We start from the raw sequence: 14,124 nt of genomic DNA, 5'->3' as shown, positions 1-14,124 counted from the left end.
CTAGTTAAAGGGCGGCAGGATAATTTCGTCGCTGCGGCGGATACCCGCGGTCATTTCCCGACAGAGCTCGAGAAACTCGCGCATCGCGGCCGTCTGGTACTTCTGTTTGTGCCAGATGAAATAGAACTGGCGGATCAGATCCAGCTCCGGCGTCGCCACGGCCACCAGACTGCCGCGGCGGAAGGCATCGCGCAGGGCCAGGCGTGAGATGCAGCCGATGCCCAGGCCCGACTCGACGGCACGCTTGATCGCTTCGGTATGTTCCAGCTCCAGGCGGATGTTCAGTTGGGCCGGATGGTGGCGCATGGCCTGGTCGAAGGTCAGGCGTGTACCGGAGCCCTGCTCACGGAGAATCCAGGCCTCCCGCGACAGCTCCTCCAGGCTCGCCGTGCCGCGCTCGGCCAACGGGTGCTGCGGGGCACAGAACACCACCAGTTCGTCCTCCACCCAGGGTTGGACCTCGATGTCCGGGTGCTGGCAGTCGCCTTCGATCAAGCCCAGATCTAGCTCGTAGTGGGCGACCTGCTGCACCACATTCGCGGTGTTCTGTACGTGCAGCTTGAGGCGGCACTCGGGGTGACGCTGCATGAAGTTGCCGATCAGCAGGGTCGCCAGATAATTGCCCACGGTCAGCGTGGCGCCGACTTCCAGCAGACCGAAGCCGGTCTTGCCGCTGAGCAGGCGTTCGATTTCCTTGGCCTGGTCAAGCAGCGCCACGGCCTGGGGCAGCAACTGACGGCCGAGCGCGTTGAGCGACAGGCGCTTGCCGGCACGATCGAACAGCTGGCAGTCGGACTGGCGCTCCAACTCGCTGAGCGAGGTGCTGGCGGCAGATTGCGAGAGGGCGAGTGATTCGGCCGCGCGGGAGACGCTCTCCTGCTTGGCCACGGCGACGAAGACTTCCAACTGTCTGAGTGTGAATCGCATATCGATATAACCAATATTCCATATCTTGATAATTCACTTAACAGATATTGTGCGCTTGCCTAGAATGGCGCGCAATGCTGCCGAGTCGGGCAGAGCGATCTATCAAGGAATTCAGCATGAGCAATATGAACTCGGAGCGTGTCGTCAGTGTGCATCACTGGAACGACACCCTGTTCAGCTTCAAATGCACCCGCGATCCGGGTCTGCGCTTCGAGAACGGCCAGTTCGTCATGATCGGCCTGCAGCAGCCCAACGGCCGCCCGCTGATGCGTGCCTACTCCATCGCCAGCCCGAACTGGGAAGAGCATCTGGAGTTCTTCAGCATCAAGGTGCCGGACGGCCCGCTGACCTCGCAGCTGCAGCACCTCAAGGAAGGCGACGAGATCATCATCAGCAAGAAGCCCACCGGCACGCTGGTGCTAGACGACCTCAACCCGGGCAAGCACCTCTACCTGCTTAGCACCGGCACCGGCCTGGCGCCCTTTATGAGCGTGATCCAGGACCCGGAAACCTACGAGCGCTTCGAGAAGGTGATTCTGGTGCACGGCGTGCGCTACGTGAACGAAGTGGCCTACCGCGAGTTCATCACCGAGCACCTGCCGAAGAACGAGTTCTTCGGCGAAGCGCTGAAAGACAAGCTGATCTACTACCCGACCGTGACCCGCGAGCCGTTCGAGAACCAGGGCCGCCTGACCGACCTGATGCGCAGCGGCAAACTGTTCGCCGACATCGGCCTGCCGCCGATCAACCCGCAGGACGACCGCGCCATGATCTGCGGCAGCCCGAGCATGCTCGACGAGACCAGCGAAGTGCTCGACAGCTTCGGCCTGAAGATTTCTCCGCGCATGCGCGAGCCAGGTGACTATCTGATCGAGCGTGCCTTCGTCGAGAAGTAAGCGCCAAGTGCTGCAACAACAAACCCGCCAATCGGCGGGTTTGTTGCTTCTAAAGGCCTAGTTCGGCCAGGGCTTTCTCCAGGCGCTTTTCACGCGCCGTACGCGCAATTTCCAGCAGTTTGCCATCGCGCTGCCAGAGGCTGTTCCACTCTTCGGGGCCGCTGGCCATGGCGGCATCGACAGTCGCGCGCAGGCTGGCGAACTGGGTAAACAGGCCGGCCAGTAGCAGGTGGCAGCTGGCGGCGCTCGGGCACAGGCGGGCCACCTCGGCGCAGCCAGCCAGCAGCCCGAGCAGCCGTAGTTGCAGCTCGCGTGGCCAGTGACTGTCCTGAGCCACACCGTACAGCCAGGCGCATACCGCGCTCAGTACATGCAGATCCTCGATGGTGCGGAAGGGCTTGGCGTAGGCGTCCCAGCCATCGCCCGGCAGGCGCTCGCAGTGCGCGCGATCCAGGTGCAGGCGGCCATGGCTAATGTCCGGCATCAGCGGCAGCGCCGGCAATGGCTCGATACGAACCCCCGGGTCGCCGTTGCGCACCACGCCCATGGCCAGGCGCGGCGCGGCGCCGGCTGCTTCCTCACGGGCGACGACCAGCAGCCAGTCGGCCGCCTCGGCGGCGGTCACGAAGTCCTTGCGCCCGGAGAGGTGCAGCTCATCCAGGCGGGTGCTCATGTCGGCTGGGCGCGTGCTTTTGTTCTCGGTCACGCACAGGGCGCCAAGGCTGTGCGGTGCGGCCGGCCAGAGCGCGCGCAGGGCGGCCTGGTAGCCGGCAAGGAAGGCCAGCCCCGGGGTGGCCGCCAGGCGCCCGCCCAGCAGGGCCAGATTGAGCGGTGTGCTGTCGCCGACACGTTCCAGCAGGGCGGCGTACCAGTCCTCCAGGCTCATTGCCGGCAGGCGGTCACGGGTGTGCAGCAGGTTTTGCCAGGGCATCGGGGCAGTCCTCGTTGTCTGTCATGCAAGCATCACCAAACCTTCATGGGGGTGACACCGGGTCTTCCTAGCCTGAGCTTGCCCAACAACATCGACCGGCCGCAACCCATTGCCAGGCTGGCTCACGGAGGCTACTCGATGACCCAGATCGCCCGCACTGCCGAACGTCGTCTGCAAGCCGAGCGCCTGATCGGCCCGGCTGCACTGCGCGAGGCCCAGACGCTGCGCTACGCGGTATTCAGTAGCGAATTCGATGCCAAGCTCAAAGGCGCCGAGCTGGGCCTGGACATGGATGACTACGACCCGCACTGCCAGCACATCGGCGTGCGTGACCTCAGCAGTGGGCGTTTGGTGGCCACCACCCGCCTGCTCGATCACCGCGCTGCCGCCAGCCTGGGGCGTTTCTACAGCGAAGAGGAATTCAGCCTGCATGGCCTGGCCCATCTCGAAGGGCCGGTACTTGAACTGGGGCGCACCTGCGTCGACCCGGCCTACCGCAACGGCGGCACCATCGCGGTGCTGTGGAGCGAGCTGGCCGAGGTGCTCAATGAGGGTGGTTACCGCTACCTGATGGGGTGCGCGAGCATCCCCATGCAGGACGGCGGTATCCAGGCCCAGGCGATAATGCAGCGCCTGCGCGAACGTCACCTGTGCACCGAACACCTGCGCGCGGAGCCGAAGAACCCGCTACCCAGCCTGGATATCCCGAGCAACGTCATCGCCGAGATGCCGCCGCTGCTCAAGGCCTATATGCGCCTGGGTGCCAAGGTGTGCGGCGAGCCCTGCTGGGATCAGGACTTCCAGGTCGCCGACGTGTTCATCCTGCTCAAGCGCGACGAGCTGTGCCCGCGTTATGCCCGTCATTTCAAGGCAGCGGTGTGATGTGGATGAACAAGTTCCGGCTGTTCCTGCGCCTGGCGCGCCTGGCTGTGGTCTTGCTGCTGGGGCTGATGCTGGCGAGCTTTGTCGCGCTGTTGGAACGGCTGCGCCGTCACGACCTGATGGCTCTGCGCCAGCGTCTGACCAGCTGGTACCTGCGCCGTCTGAGTGCGGCGCTGCCGTTCGAGGTTGAGGTGCAGGGCGAGCTACCCGCCGAGCCGATGCTGTGGGTCAGCAACCATGTGTCCTGGACCGATATCCCGCTGCTCGGTCAGTTGCTGCCACTGTCGTTCCTGTCCAAGGCCGAGGTACGTACCTGGCCACTGGCCGGTTGGCTGGCGCACAAGGCCGGTACGCTGTTTATCCGTCGCGGTTCGGGCGACAGCACCTTGCTGGCGCGGCAGCTGCACCGCCACCTCAATGCAGGTCGCCATCTGCTGATCTTTCCCGAGGGCACCACTACCGACGGCCAGCAGGTGCGCACTTTTCATGGTCGCCTGCTGACTGGCGCCATCGAGGCCGGTGTTGCCGTGCAGCCGGTGGCGATTCGTTATCTGCGAGGCGGCGAGCACGATGCACTGGCGCCTTTCATCGGTGATGATGACCTGCCGTCGCACCTGCTGCGTCTGTTCCGTGCCGAGCGTGCGCGAGTACAGATCCAGCTACTCGCGCCGATCGCCAGTGCCGGCCTGGAGCGAAACGCCCTGGCCCGTCAGGCACAGCATGCCGTGCAGTTCGCCTTGTTCGGTGCGGCAGAGGAGCCGGGCCGGCAGGCGGCGTGATGCTCGGTTTCCGGCTGCAAAGGCTCTGGCTGGCTTGATCCAGGTCAGTAAGCGGAGCCTTGTTCTGGCTTAAGGTCGCCTCGCCATTTTTTGCGAGGTTTCCATGCGCCGCGAGCCCATCGTGCTGTTCGATAACGGTAGCCACAAATGCCTGATGTTCGATGACCTGGTCAGCGGCGAGGGCGTGCAGTCCAACCAGTTCCTGATCATCGATCACGACCAGTACCTGCTGCTCGATCCGGGTGGCGACCTGACCTACACACCGCTGTCGCTGGCGCTGTCCCAGCACATTCCGGTGCAGGCGCTGACCTACATCTTCGCCTCGCACCAGGACCCGGACATCATCGCCTCGCTGGACAAGTGGCTGCTGCACACCCGTGCGCGGGTGATCTGCTCCAAGCTGTGGGCGCGCTTCCTGCCGCACCTGACGGCCAACTACCTGGCCCTGAGCCATGGCATCAATACCTATGACCGCATCGTCGCGCTGCCGGATCGTGGCCAGTCTTTTACCCTGGGCAAGTGCCAGCTCAAGGCCGTGCCGGCGCACTTCCTGCACTCGGTGGGTAACTTCCAGTTGTACGACCCGGTGAGCAAAATCCTCTTTTCCGGTGACATGGGCGCTTCGCTGGTGGATGACGCCAGCCCGGTGGTCGACTTCGTCAACCATATCCCCAATATGGCGGGTTTTCATCGGCGCTACATGGCCAGCAACAGGGCCTGCCGCTTCTGGGCGCAGATGGTGCGCGAGATGGATGTGGCGCAGATCGTGCCGCAGCACGGTCGGCCCTTCGTGGGCGAGGCCATGATCGGTGCTTTCCTCGACTGGATCGAGCACCTGGAGTGCGGGCTCGACCTGATGACCCAGCAGGACTATCGCCTGCCGGACTGATTCGTCCCCCTGATCGGCGTGATCGGCGCTATTGCCGTCATGTCGGGCGTGCTAGCGTCGGCTCCTCATCAACTGTCGCGAGCGAGCCCGATGTTGCGTGGAATCTTTATGGCCGGATGCCTTGTGGCTGCTGGCCCTGTATTGGCCGAAACCTGGCCTGCTGCGGACTGGCAGAGTCAGCCAACCGCGGAAACGCCTGCCGCGCAGGCCCTGGATGACTATGCCTTTCCGCTGCGTGACGACGTCACGCGCAAAGGCGTGCGCACCGATGCGTTGCTGGTGATCAAGGATGGCGTCATCGTCCACGAGCGTTATGCCGCACCGACCAGCGCCCAGTCCGCGCATTTGACCTGGTCGATGAGCAAGAGCCTGTTCGCCAGTGTGCTTGGCGTGGCCTACGGCGAGGGGCGTTTCAAACTGGACGATGCGGTTGCTCAGCATTACGCCCCTTTTGCGGCTCACCCCGATGTGAAGATGGGGCACCTGCTCAACTGGGCCTCCGGCCTGGACTGGCAGGAGGATTACGAATACGCCCCGCTGAAGTCCTCCGTGGTGGCCATGCTCTACACCCGCGGGCGTGGCGACATGGCCGCCTTTACCGCGACTCATGGCCTGGGGGCTGTACCGGGAACGCGTTTTCGTTACTCCAGCGGCGACAGCAATGTGCTGGGCGCCAGCCTCAAATCCATGCTCGGTGAGCAGGCCTACGCCGATTACCCCTGGACTGCGCTCTTCGAGCCGCTGGGTATTCGCTCCGCCGTGTGGGAGCGCGATGCCAGCGGCACGTTCGTGGCATCGTCCTATGCCTACATGACGGCACGGGATCTGGCGCGAGTCGGCTTGCTGATGCAGCGTGGCGGTCGCTGGGGCGAGCGCCAGCTGTTGCCGCAGAGTTGGGTGGCGTTCAACCGCACGCCCTTTGCCAACTATCAGCCCGATCCGGCAGAGCCACGTCGCGCCGTGCCGGGAGGACAGTGGTGGCTGAACACTGTGGTGGAAGGCATGCCACTGCCTTGGCCGGATGCCCCGGATGACAGTTTCGCGGCACTGGGTCACTGGGGGCAGGCGCTTTATGTCATGCCTTCGAGGCAGCTGGTCGTGGTGCGTTATGCCGATGATCGCGACAAGAGCTTCAACGATAACGAACTGCTCAAGCGCGTCCTGGCTGCCTATGGAGAACAACCATGATCCGTCGTCGTCCGTTTCTCTCGGTGTTTCTTGCGCTGCTCGTGGGCCTTATCGTGCTGGCCTGGAGCAATCGTGCGCACCTGGCGGCCTTTCCCGGCATCCTGCCTGCCTATGCCGCCAAGGAGTACTGCTCCTGTCGTTATGTCACCGACAACCCAGCCAAGTACTGTGAGGGCTATGTCGAGCAGTATGTGCCGCTAGGTGAGCTGCGCGATGACGCCGAGCGCAAGCAAGTCACTGCAGTGGGGCTGGGGCAGACGCGCACGGCGGTGTGGCGCGATCAGCGCAGCGGTTGCGTATTGATGCCGGACGAGCACGCCTCGCCGCACTGATCGGCTCCTCCTACAGCGCGAAGATACGTTTTGCCATGCCTGTCTCAATCGCGGCTGAAGCCGCTCCCACATTGCCGCTCTGTCTTTGTGGGAGCGGCTTTAGCCGCGATCAATCCGGATAGCTGCAAAAGGTTGCAGCTGCAGTGAGAGGCCGCCAGCCGCGCCCGATCAACGCGACAGATGCTCTGTGTTCAACCGCGCGGCGAGTTGGTGCTTGTGGTTTGGCAAGGCCGGCCGGGGCCGCTATCGTTGCGGGCAAACGTAACGAAAGTGAGCCCATGGTCAGATTTTTTCCAGCATTGCTCGCCTGTTGCCTGGCCCTGCCGGCGCAGGCTGACTGGTACCTGGACAACGAGTCCTCGCGCCTTTCCTTTATCTCCACCAAGGCCGGAAACTTCTCCGAGGTACATCGTTTCCTCACGTTGCACGGCCGCATTGACGCAAAGGGAGCGGCCCGTCTGCGCATCGAGATGGACTCTCTGAGCACCGGTATTCCGGTACGCGACGAGCGTATGCGCAGCCTGCTATTCGATGTCGAGCAGTTTCCCGATGCCCTGGTCATGGCTCAGCTCGATCTCGGCCCCATGACCGATCTCGCTCCCGGTGCCCAACTGGAAACCCGCCTGCCGGTACAGGTGCAGATCCGTGACAGGAAACACGGCTATATGGCGGAGCTACTGGTCACCCGCCTGGATATGCACCGTTTTCAGGTCGTTACCCTGGCGCCGCTGGTGCTGCACGCCGAGCACTTTGGCCTGGCGTCTGGCGTCGAAGCGCTGCGCAAGGTCGCTCGGCTGGAGTCCATCAGCCTGTCGGTACCGGTCGGCGCGGTGATGATCTTTACCTCGCGATGAGTGGCGACATTTTTCCCTGGAAAGCGGGCAACGCCTTTGAGCTGCTGGTCGATGGTGGCGCTTTCTTTCCGGCCATGCTGATCGATATCGCTTCGGCGCAGCACATGGTGCTGCTTGAGTTGTATCTGGTGGAGGACGGGCATTGCAGCGCGGCGTTGGTCGAGGCCCTGTGCGCCGCCGCCATGCGTGGCGTGGAGGTACGCTGCCTGTTCGATGGCTTTGGTGCGCTGCGTTTCGGTCAGGCTCAGCGTCAGCGCCTGGCTGAGGCCGGCGTACATCTGCGCCAGTACAACCCGCTGCGCTGGCGCCGAGGCTTGCGCAACCTGTATCGCGATCACCGCAAGTTGCTGGTGGTGGATCAGCGCTGTGCCTACACCGGCGGTACCGGGGCTACCGATCAGTTCTGGACGACCGAAGCGCAGCAGGCGGTGTGGCATGACGTCATGGTGCGCATCGAGGGGCCGCTGGTGGCGCACTGGCAGATACTCTTCGACATCCAGTGGCTGGCCAGTGAGGGTCGTCGGCCCTGGAAACCCGGCCAGGCACCCGGGCTAGCCCATCTGCCGCCGGTTCCGCCCGCGGGGCAGGGCATGGGCCGTGTGGCCTACGCCGACGCCAGCCAGCACCTGGACATTGTCCAGTCATTGCTGCGCAGCATCGGTCACGCCAAACGCCAGGTTTGGTTGGCCACACCCTACTTTCTGCCCAGTCGTAAGGTGCGGCGCTTTCTGATGCGCGCGGCAGCACGTGGCGTGGAGGTGCGCCTGCTGTTGACCGGCCGCAATACCGATCACCCGCCCGTGCGCTATGCCGGCCAGCGCTACTACCCGAGGCTGCTCAAGGCCGGGGTGCGTATCTTCGAATACCAGCCGCGCTTTCTGCACTTGAAAATGGTGCTGGTGGATGACTGGGTCAGCATCGGCTCCTGCAATTTCGACCACTGGAATCTGCGTTTCAACCTGGAAGCCAATGTGGAAGCCTTAGACCCGCAGCTGACACAGGCTGTGAGTGCCTGTTTTATCAACGATTTCGAGCAGAGCCGCGAGATCACCCTGGAAGACTGGCGCAGGAGGCCCTTGCTCAAGCGCATGCAGCAGCGCCTGTGGGGTTGGCTGGATCGTTTGACGGTGAATCTGCTGGACCGGCGCCGTTAGTTTGTTGCGCTGCAGCCGCAGTGCGGATGGCCAGGCATGCTTGCGTGGGAGCGGCTTCAGCCGCGATGCTCCTGGCTGGCTTCAATCGCGGCTAACGCCGCGCTCATAAAAAACAACCCGGCACTGCCAGCAGAAGGGACCTGATCGATACAGTCGCTCCAAGTGCACTCCGGCAAAAGCAGAGGCGTGGGGCGCATGGGCTAGCCTGCCGCGCCAACTGCGTCGGGTGAGGCGCTAATCCTTCCGTTTACCAGCCCGGCACCCCACTCATGTCCGGCAGGTGGTGGGCGATACCCTTGTGGCAGTCGATGCAGGTGGCCTCGCCGCTGGCCAGCGCGGTGGAGTGCATCTGCCGGGCGCGCTGGCTCTGCTTGGTGAAGTCCATGAAGTCAAAGTTGTGGCAGTTGCGACATTCCAGTGAGTCGTTGGCCTTGAGCCGTGCCCATTCGTGTTCGGCCAGTTCGCGGCGTTTTTCCAGAAACTTGTCGCGGGTATTGATGGTGCCGAAGATCTTGCCCCAGACCTCCTTGGAAGCCTGCATCTTGCGCGCGATCTTGTCCGTCCACTGGTGCGGCACATGGCAGTCCGGGCAGGTGGCGCGCACGCCGGAGCGGTTGCTGTAGTGGATGGTGTCCTGCAACTCCACGAAGACGTTGTCGCGCATCTCGTGACAGGAAATGCAGAATTGCTCGGTGTTGGTGGCCTCCAGCGCGGTGTTGAAGCCGCCCCAGAAGATGATGCCGGCGATGAAGCCGCCGAGCGTGAGAAAGCCCAGGCTGTAGTGCACGCTCGGGCGGCGCAGGATGCCCCAGTAGTCCTTGAGCAGGGCGAACAGTGCCTTCATGACGCCTCCTCAGGGTTGCTTGGATGTGCCATCGACGGCGTCGCGCAGCACGTCGTCAATGGTGCGGAAGCGGTTATCCACCAGCGGTTTCACCTCTTTCTGCGGCACATGACACTGCACGCAGAAATAGCGGCGTGGCGATACCGCCGCCAGCACCTGACCGTCGCGATCCATGTAGTGGGTGATGCTGATCATCGGCGCCTGGCTGACGGCGCTGCCCGCGCGGCTATGGCAGGCCAGGCATTTGTTGGCGTCGCCGGTGATCTGGTAGCCGCGGATGCTGTGGGGAATGGTCGGTGGCTGTTCGGGGTAATTGCGTTCGCGCTTGATGTCCTTGTTCTCGTCCGCGGGGATGACCGGAGTCGGCAACTCCTGGCTGATTGTGCCGCCGGGACGACGGCCGTCCGGCGCCGGCGCATCCAGCGGATAGTCGGCGGCCTGGGCCAGGCCGGCGATCAGGAATAAGGCAAGAGGCAGGGTCTTCATGATCAAGCTCCTCAGGCCAGGCTGACCAGTTCGATGCGTACCGCGCACTTCTTGTAGTCGGTCTGCTTGGAAATCGGGTCGGTAGCGTCCAGGGTGACCTTGTTGATCAGCTTGTTGGCATCGAAGAAGGGCACGAACACCAGCCCCTGCGGCGGCTTGTTGCGACCGCGTGTTTCGATGCGCGCGCGCATTTCGCCGCGCCGGCTGATGACCTTGACTTCGCTACCACGGCGCACGCCCAGCTGTTTGGCATCGTCCGGGTGCATGTACACCAGGGCATCGGGTACGGCGCGGTAGAGTTCATCGACCCGCTGGGTCATGGAGCCGGTGTGCCAGTGTTCCAGTACCCTGCCGGTGCTGAGCCAGAACGGATAGTCCTGATCCGGGACCTCGGCTGGCGGCTCATAGGGTAGGGAGAAGATGATCGCCTTCTTGTCCGGGTGGCCGTAGAACTGCACGTCGCTGCCTTTCTCCACGTAGGGGTCGTAGCCCTCGCGGTAGCGCCAGCGGGTTTCCTGGCCTTCCACCACGGGCCAGCGCAGGCCATGGGCTTCGTGGTAAGTGTCGAAGGGCGCCAGGTCGTGGCCATGGCCGCGGCCGAATGCGGCGTATTCCTCGAACAGGCCCTTTTGCAGATAGAAACCAAAGGCGTCGACTTCGTCGTTGGCATAGCCCTTGGCCAGTTCGCTGCTGGGGAACCGATCGACATTGCCGTTGCGAAACAGCACCTCGTACAGGCTCTTGCCCTTGTATTGCGGGGCCTTGGCCAAGAGTTCGGTGGGCCAGGCATCATCGGTAGTCAGGCGTTTGGAGAACTCGACCAGTTGCCACAGGTCGGATTTGGCCTGGCCCGGCGCCTTGACCAGCTGGTGCCAGAATTGGGTGCGTCGCTCGGCATTGCCGTAGGCGCCTTCCTTTTCCACCCACATGGCACTGGGCAGGATCAGGTCGGCAGCCTGGGCCGAGACGGTGGGGTAGACATCCGATACCACCACGAAGGCGTCCGGGTTGCGCCAGCCGGGCAGCACCTCCTGCATGATGTTGGGGCCGGCCTGCATGTTGTTGCTGGCCTGCGTCCAGTAGAAGCGCAGCACGCCGTCCTTGAGCATGCGGCTCTGCTGCACCGCGTGGAAGCCGACCTTTTCCTGGATGGTGCCGGCGGGCAGCTTCCAGATCTTCTCGGCAGTGGCGCGGTGTTTCGGGTTGGTCACCACCAGGTCGGCCGGCAGGCGATGGGCGAAGGTGCCCACCTCGCGGGCGGTGCCGCAGGCCGAGGGCTGGCCGGTCAGCGAGAAGGGGCTGTTGCCCGGCTCGCTGATCTTGCCGGTGAGCAGGTGGATGTTGTAGATCAGGTTGTTGGCCCACACGCCGCGGGTGTGCTGGTTGAAACCCATGGTCCAGAACGAAACCACCTTGCGCTTTGGGTCGGCATACAACTCGGCCAGGGCCTTGAGACGCTCGGCGGGCACGCCGGACTCCTTGGCGGCGCGTTCCAGGGTGTAGGGTTTGACGAAGGCGGCGAACTGCTCGAAGGAGATGTCGCTCCAGGTATTAGCCTTGTCGGCGTTCTTGGCCTGCTGTTCGCGTGGGTCGTCCGGGCGCAGGCCGTAGCCGATATCGTCGGCGCCCTGGGCGAAGCGGGTGTGCTTGTTGACGAAGTCCTTGTTGACTGAACCCGACTCGATGATGTGGTTGGCGATGTAGTTGAGGATCAGCAGGTCGGTCTGCGGCGTGAAGACCATCGGGATGTCCGCCAGGTCGAAGCTGCGGTGCTCGAAGGTGGACAGCACGGCGACCTTGACGTGGGGGTAGCTCAGGCGCCGGTCGGTGACCCGGCTCCACAGGATCGGGTGCATCTCGGCCATGTTCGAGCCCCACAGGACAAAGGCGTCGGTGGCCTCGATGTCGTCGTAGCAGCCCATCGGCTCGTCCATGCCGAAGGTACGCATGAAGCCCATCACCGCCGAGGCCATGCAGTGGCGGGCGTTAGGGTCGATGTTGTTGCTGCGCAGCCCGGCCTTCATCAGTTTGTTGGCGGCGTAGCCTTCCCACACCGTCCATTGCCCCGAGCCGAACATGCCGACCGATTCCGGCCCGTTGGCCTTGAGCGTGGCCTTGAGCTTCTCCTCCATGATGTCGAAGGCCTGCTCCCAGGTAACCGGCTGGAACTCGCCCTGCTTGTCGTACTGGCCGTTTTTCATGCGCAGCAGCGGCTGGGTCAGGCGGTCGACGCCATACATGATTTTCGACAGGAAGTAGCCCTTGACGCAGTTAAGGCCACGGTTGACCTCGGCCTTGACGTCGCCGTGGGTGGCCACCACCTGGTTGTCCCTGGTCGCTACCATCACGCTGCAACCGGTGCCGCAGAAGCGGCAGGGGGCCTTGTTCCAGTCCAGCGTGGTCATGTCGGCGTCGGTCACCAGGTTGCTGGCGCTGGTCACGATCGGCAGCCCGGCCGCCGCCGCCGCAATGGCAGCGGCCTGGGCCTTGGCGAACTCACGGCGAGTCAGTTTCATCAGGCATCTCCTTCTGCACCGAGCATCTCGTGGTAGACGAGTGCGGCGTTGAGCACGCCGGGCAGGCTGTTGATCTGCTCCAGACGGGTGAGAATCTGGCTTTCGCTCTCGGCTTCAAGCACCACCACCAGCTTGCCCTGGGGGCTTTCCTGGTGCAGTTCCAGGCCGGGCAGCAGGCGCAGGTTGTCTTTCAGGCTGGTTAGATATTGCGGGCGCGCATGCACCAGCAGGCTGGCGATATGCAGGGTTGCGTCCATGAACAATGCTCCTGCGGACTCAGGCGGGAGGCCCGGGCGGGCCAGTGAGGATTTGCAGGAACCAGATGATGAAGCCGTAGCCGCCGACGATGGCGACCGAGAGAATGGGGAACAGGCAGATCACCAGGAACAGAAACAGCCTGGTTTCCTTGGCCTTGGGCACATGCTTGGACATGCCAGGAGTCTCCAGAAGGCGAGTATCTGGAGATTAGACCCTGTTTTTTATAGGGACAAATGCCCTATGGCGATTAGCCGGTTGCGCTTGAGACTTGCCGATGCCGCAGAAGCGGCATGGGCAATGCCAGAGCTACCCCCAGCCGCTCTTGCTGTTCGTAGGAGGGGGCCATCCTACAAAAGATGCTCCGTGCTTTACCTGCCACCCCACAATGAACCTGAAAGTTCGAGTGCCGACTCATGCTTTTTTGATCGTTCCCGCGCTCCGCGTGGGAATGCCGCCATCGACGCTCCGCGTCCACTCACAGCCAGTGGTCAATCTCGATCAATCCCGGCTGCCCTTGGTAGTTGCGAGCACTGGAGTAGCGCCAGTGCTCAGGCAAATCCACATAACCGCGCCGCACGGGATTCAGGTGGATGTAATCAAGCTTCTGTCTCATCACCTCAGCAGTGCAGACCAATTCGGCGTGGTTGCCTTCCTGCCAGAGCTGGTATTCCCGGTCCTGCTTGTGCGCTCTTTTGGCAAAGCTCAGACGTTGCAGTGTGGAATCCGCGCCGCGTTGTTCCAGATGGTCGAGCATTTGGCGGGCCGTATAGGACTTGAAACTGCTGACGCATTTAGCCAGGTCGGGAGCCTGGGCCAGGTAATGCAGGTGGTTTTCCAACACCACGTAGCCGTAAAGCCTGAGCCCCTGATTGGCCTGTTGATGGCGCCAGCAGTCGAGCAGGATGTCGACCAGGGCAGGGCGGTTGAACAGTGGTAGCCACTCCATCACCGTGCAGGTGAGGAAGTGCGGCTGTGCGGTATCGGTGATGACGTAGCGACTGCGGCCCATGAGATTCATCCGTGAATCGGTTGCCTGATATGCGTGCCAGCCTCTCCTTTCTGGACTGATGGCTCCCACGCTCCGCGTGGGAGCCTAGCCGGTGACGCTCCGCGTCGCTACGGGGTTGAGTATGTGAAGTAGCTCAGGTGGACGCAGAGCGTCGAGGGCGGCATTCCCACGCGGAGCGT

At 63.2% G+C, this 14,124-nt stretch carries 16 protein-coding genes; 8 read left to right on the top strand and 8 right to left on the bottom strand.

Annotation, left to right across the window (positions count from 1 at the left end):
* Positions 1–927 carry a LysR family transcriptional regulator gene (locus tag P7A97_RS19425; protein ID WP_277692063.1) on the bottom strand — a complete coding sequence of 309 codons (927 nt, stop codon included), beginning with the start codon at positions 925–927 and terminating at the stop codon, positions 1–3.
* Positions 928–1,043: 116 nt separating this feature from the next.
* On the opposite strand from P7A97_RS19425, the gene fpr reads away from it, so the two are divergent.
* Positions 1,044–1,823 (top strand): ferredoxin-NADP reductase, encoded by a 780-nt coding sequence (gene fpr, locus P7A97_RS19420; RefSeq protein WP_277692062.1) that lies wholly within the window; start codon positions 1,044–1,046, stop codon positions 1,821–1,823.
* Positions 1,824–1,872: 49 nt separating this feature from the next.
* Here the strand turns inward: fpr and P7A97_RS19415 are convergent, their stop codons facing one another.
* Positions 1,873–2,754, bottom strand: coding sequence for an acyl-CoA dehydrogenase family protein (locus P7A97_RS19415; protein ID WP_277692061.1), 882 nt, complete (start codon positions 2,752–2,754; stop codon positions 1,873–1,875).
* Positions 2,755–2,892: 138 nt separating this feature from the next.
* Between P7A97_RS19415 and olsB the strand changes: the two genes are divergently transcribed.
* The 7 genes from olsB to P7A97_RS19380 all read left to right on the top strand — a co-directional run bounded on the left by olsB (position 2,893) and on the right by P7A97_RS19380 (position 8,832).
* Positions 2,893–3,636 carry an L-ornithine N(alpha)-acyltransferase gene (gene olsB / locus P7A97_RS19410; protein WP_277692060.1) on the top strand — a complete coding sequence of 248 codons (744 nt, stop codon included), beginning with the start codon at positions 2,893–2,895 and terminating at the stop codon, positions 3,634–3,636.
* Between the two features lie 5 nt (positions 3,637–3,641).
* The gene (locus P7A97_RS19405) at positions 3,642–4,415 is read left to right on the top strand and encodes a lysophospholipid acyltransferase family protein (protein ID WP_277692059.1); all 774 of its coding nucleotides are present in this window, start codon (positions 3,642–3,644) and stop codon (positions 4,413–4,415) included.
* Between the two features lie 103 nt (positions 4,416–4,518).
* Positions 4,519–5,304 carry an MBL fold metallo-hydrolase gene (locus P7A97_RS19400; protein ID WP_277692058.1) on the top strand — a complete coding sequence of 262 codons (786 nt, stop codon included), beginning with the start codon at positions 4,519–4,521 and terminating at the stop codon, positions 5,302–5,304.
* A gap of 90 nt (positions 5,305–5,394) precedes the next feature.
* Positions 5,395–6,492: a serine hydrolase gene (locus P7A97_RS19395; protein ID WP_277692057.1), complete on the top strand. Its 1,098-nt coding sequence runs from the start codon at positions 5,395–5,397 to the stop codon at positions 6,490–6,492.
* Positions 6,489–6,824, top strand: a complete 336-nt coding sequence (locus P7A97_RS19390; RefSeq protein ID WP_277692056.1) for an amidase — start codon at positions 6,489–6,491, stop codon at positions 6,822–6,824. The genes P7A97_RS19395 and P7A97_RS19390 overlap by 4 nt, the downstream gene beginning before the upstream one ends.
* Before the next feature lie 278 nt (positions 6,825–7,102).
* Positions 7,103–7,678: a YceI family protein gene (locus tag P7A97_RS19385; protein ID WP_277692055.1), complete on the top strand. Its 576-nt coding sequence runs from the start codon at positions 7,103–7,105 to the stop codon at positions 7,676–7,678.
* Positions 7,675–8,832, top strand: coding sequence for a phospholipase D-like domain-containing protein (locus P7A97_RS19380; protein WP_277692054.1), 1,158 nt, complete (start codon positions 7,675–7,677; stop codon positions 8,830–8,832). Before P7A97_RS19385 ends, P7A97_RS19380 begins: the two co-directional genes overlap by 4 nt.
* A 247-nt stretch (positions 8,833–9,079) precedes the next feature.
* Here P7A97_RS19380 and P7A97_RS19375 read toward each other — a convergent pair whose 3' ends face one another.
* The 6 genes from P7A97_RS19375 to P7A97_RS19350 form a co-directional block, all read right to left on the bottom strand.
* The gene (locus P7A97_RS19375; protein ID WP_277692053.1) at positions 9,080–9,676 is read right to left on the bottom strand and encodes a cytochrome c3 family protein; all 597 of its coding nucleotides are present in this window, start codon (positions 9,674–9,676) and stop codon (positions 9,080–9,082) included.
* A gap of 9 nt (positions 9,677–9,685) precedes the next feature.
* Positions 9,686–10,168, bottom strand: a complete 483-nt coding sequence (locus P7A97_RS19370) for a nitrate reductase cytochrome c-type subunit (protein WP_277692052.1) — start codon at positions 10,166–10,168, stop codon at positions 9,686–9,688.
* Between the two features lie 5 nt (positions 10,169–10,173).
* Positions 10,174–12,678, bottom strand: coding sequence for a nitrate reductase catalytic subunit NapA (napA, locus tag P7A97_RS19365; protein WP_277692049.1), 2,505 nt, complete (start codon positions 12,676–12,678; stop codon positions 10,174–10,176).
* The gene (locus P7A97_RS19360; RefSeq protein ID WP_277692048.1) at positions 12,678–12,935 is read right to left on the bottom strand and encodes a chaperone NapD; all 258 of its coding nucleotides are present in this window, start codon (positions 12,933–12,935) and stop codon (positions 12,678–12,680) included. Before P7A97_RS19360 ends, napA begins: the two co-directional genes overlap by 1 nt.
* A gap of 19 nt (positions 12,936–12,954) precedes the next feature.
* Positions 12,955–13,110, bottom strand: coding sequence for a periplasmic nitrate reductase, NapE protein (gene napE, locus P7A97_RS19355; protein WP_277692047.1), 156 nt, complete (start codon positions 13,108–13,110; stop codon positions 12,955–12,957).
* Between the two features lie 301 nt (positions 13,111–13,411).
* The gene (locus tag P7A97_RS19350) at positions 13,412–13,945 is read right to left on the bottom strand and encodes a transposase (RefSeq protein WP_277692046.1); all 534 of its coding nucleotides are present in this window, start codon (positions 13,943–13,945) and stop codon (positions 13,412–13,414) included.
* Positions 13,946–14,124 lie beyond the last annotated feature (179 nt).

It is taken from the genome of Pseudomonas sp. GOM6, assembly GCF_029537485.1.
GTDB lineage: Bacteria > Pseudomonadota > Gammaproteobacteria > Pseudomonadales > Pseudomonadaceae > Aquipseudomonas.
This window is presented reverse-complemented; position numbering and strand designations above follow the sequence as displayed.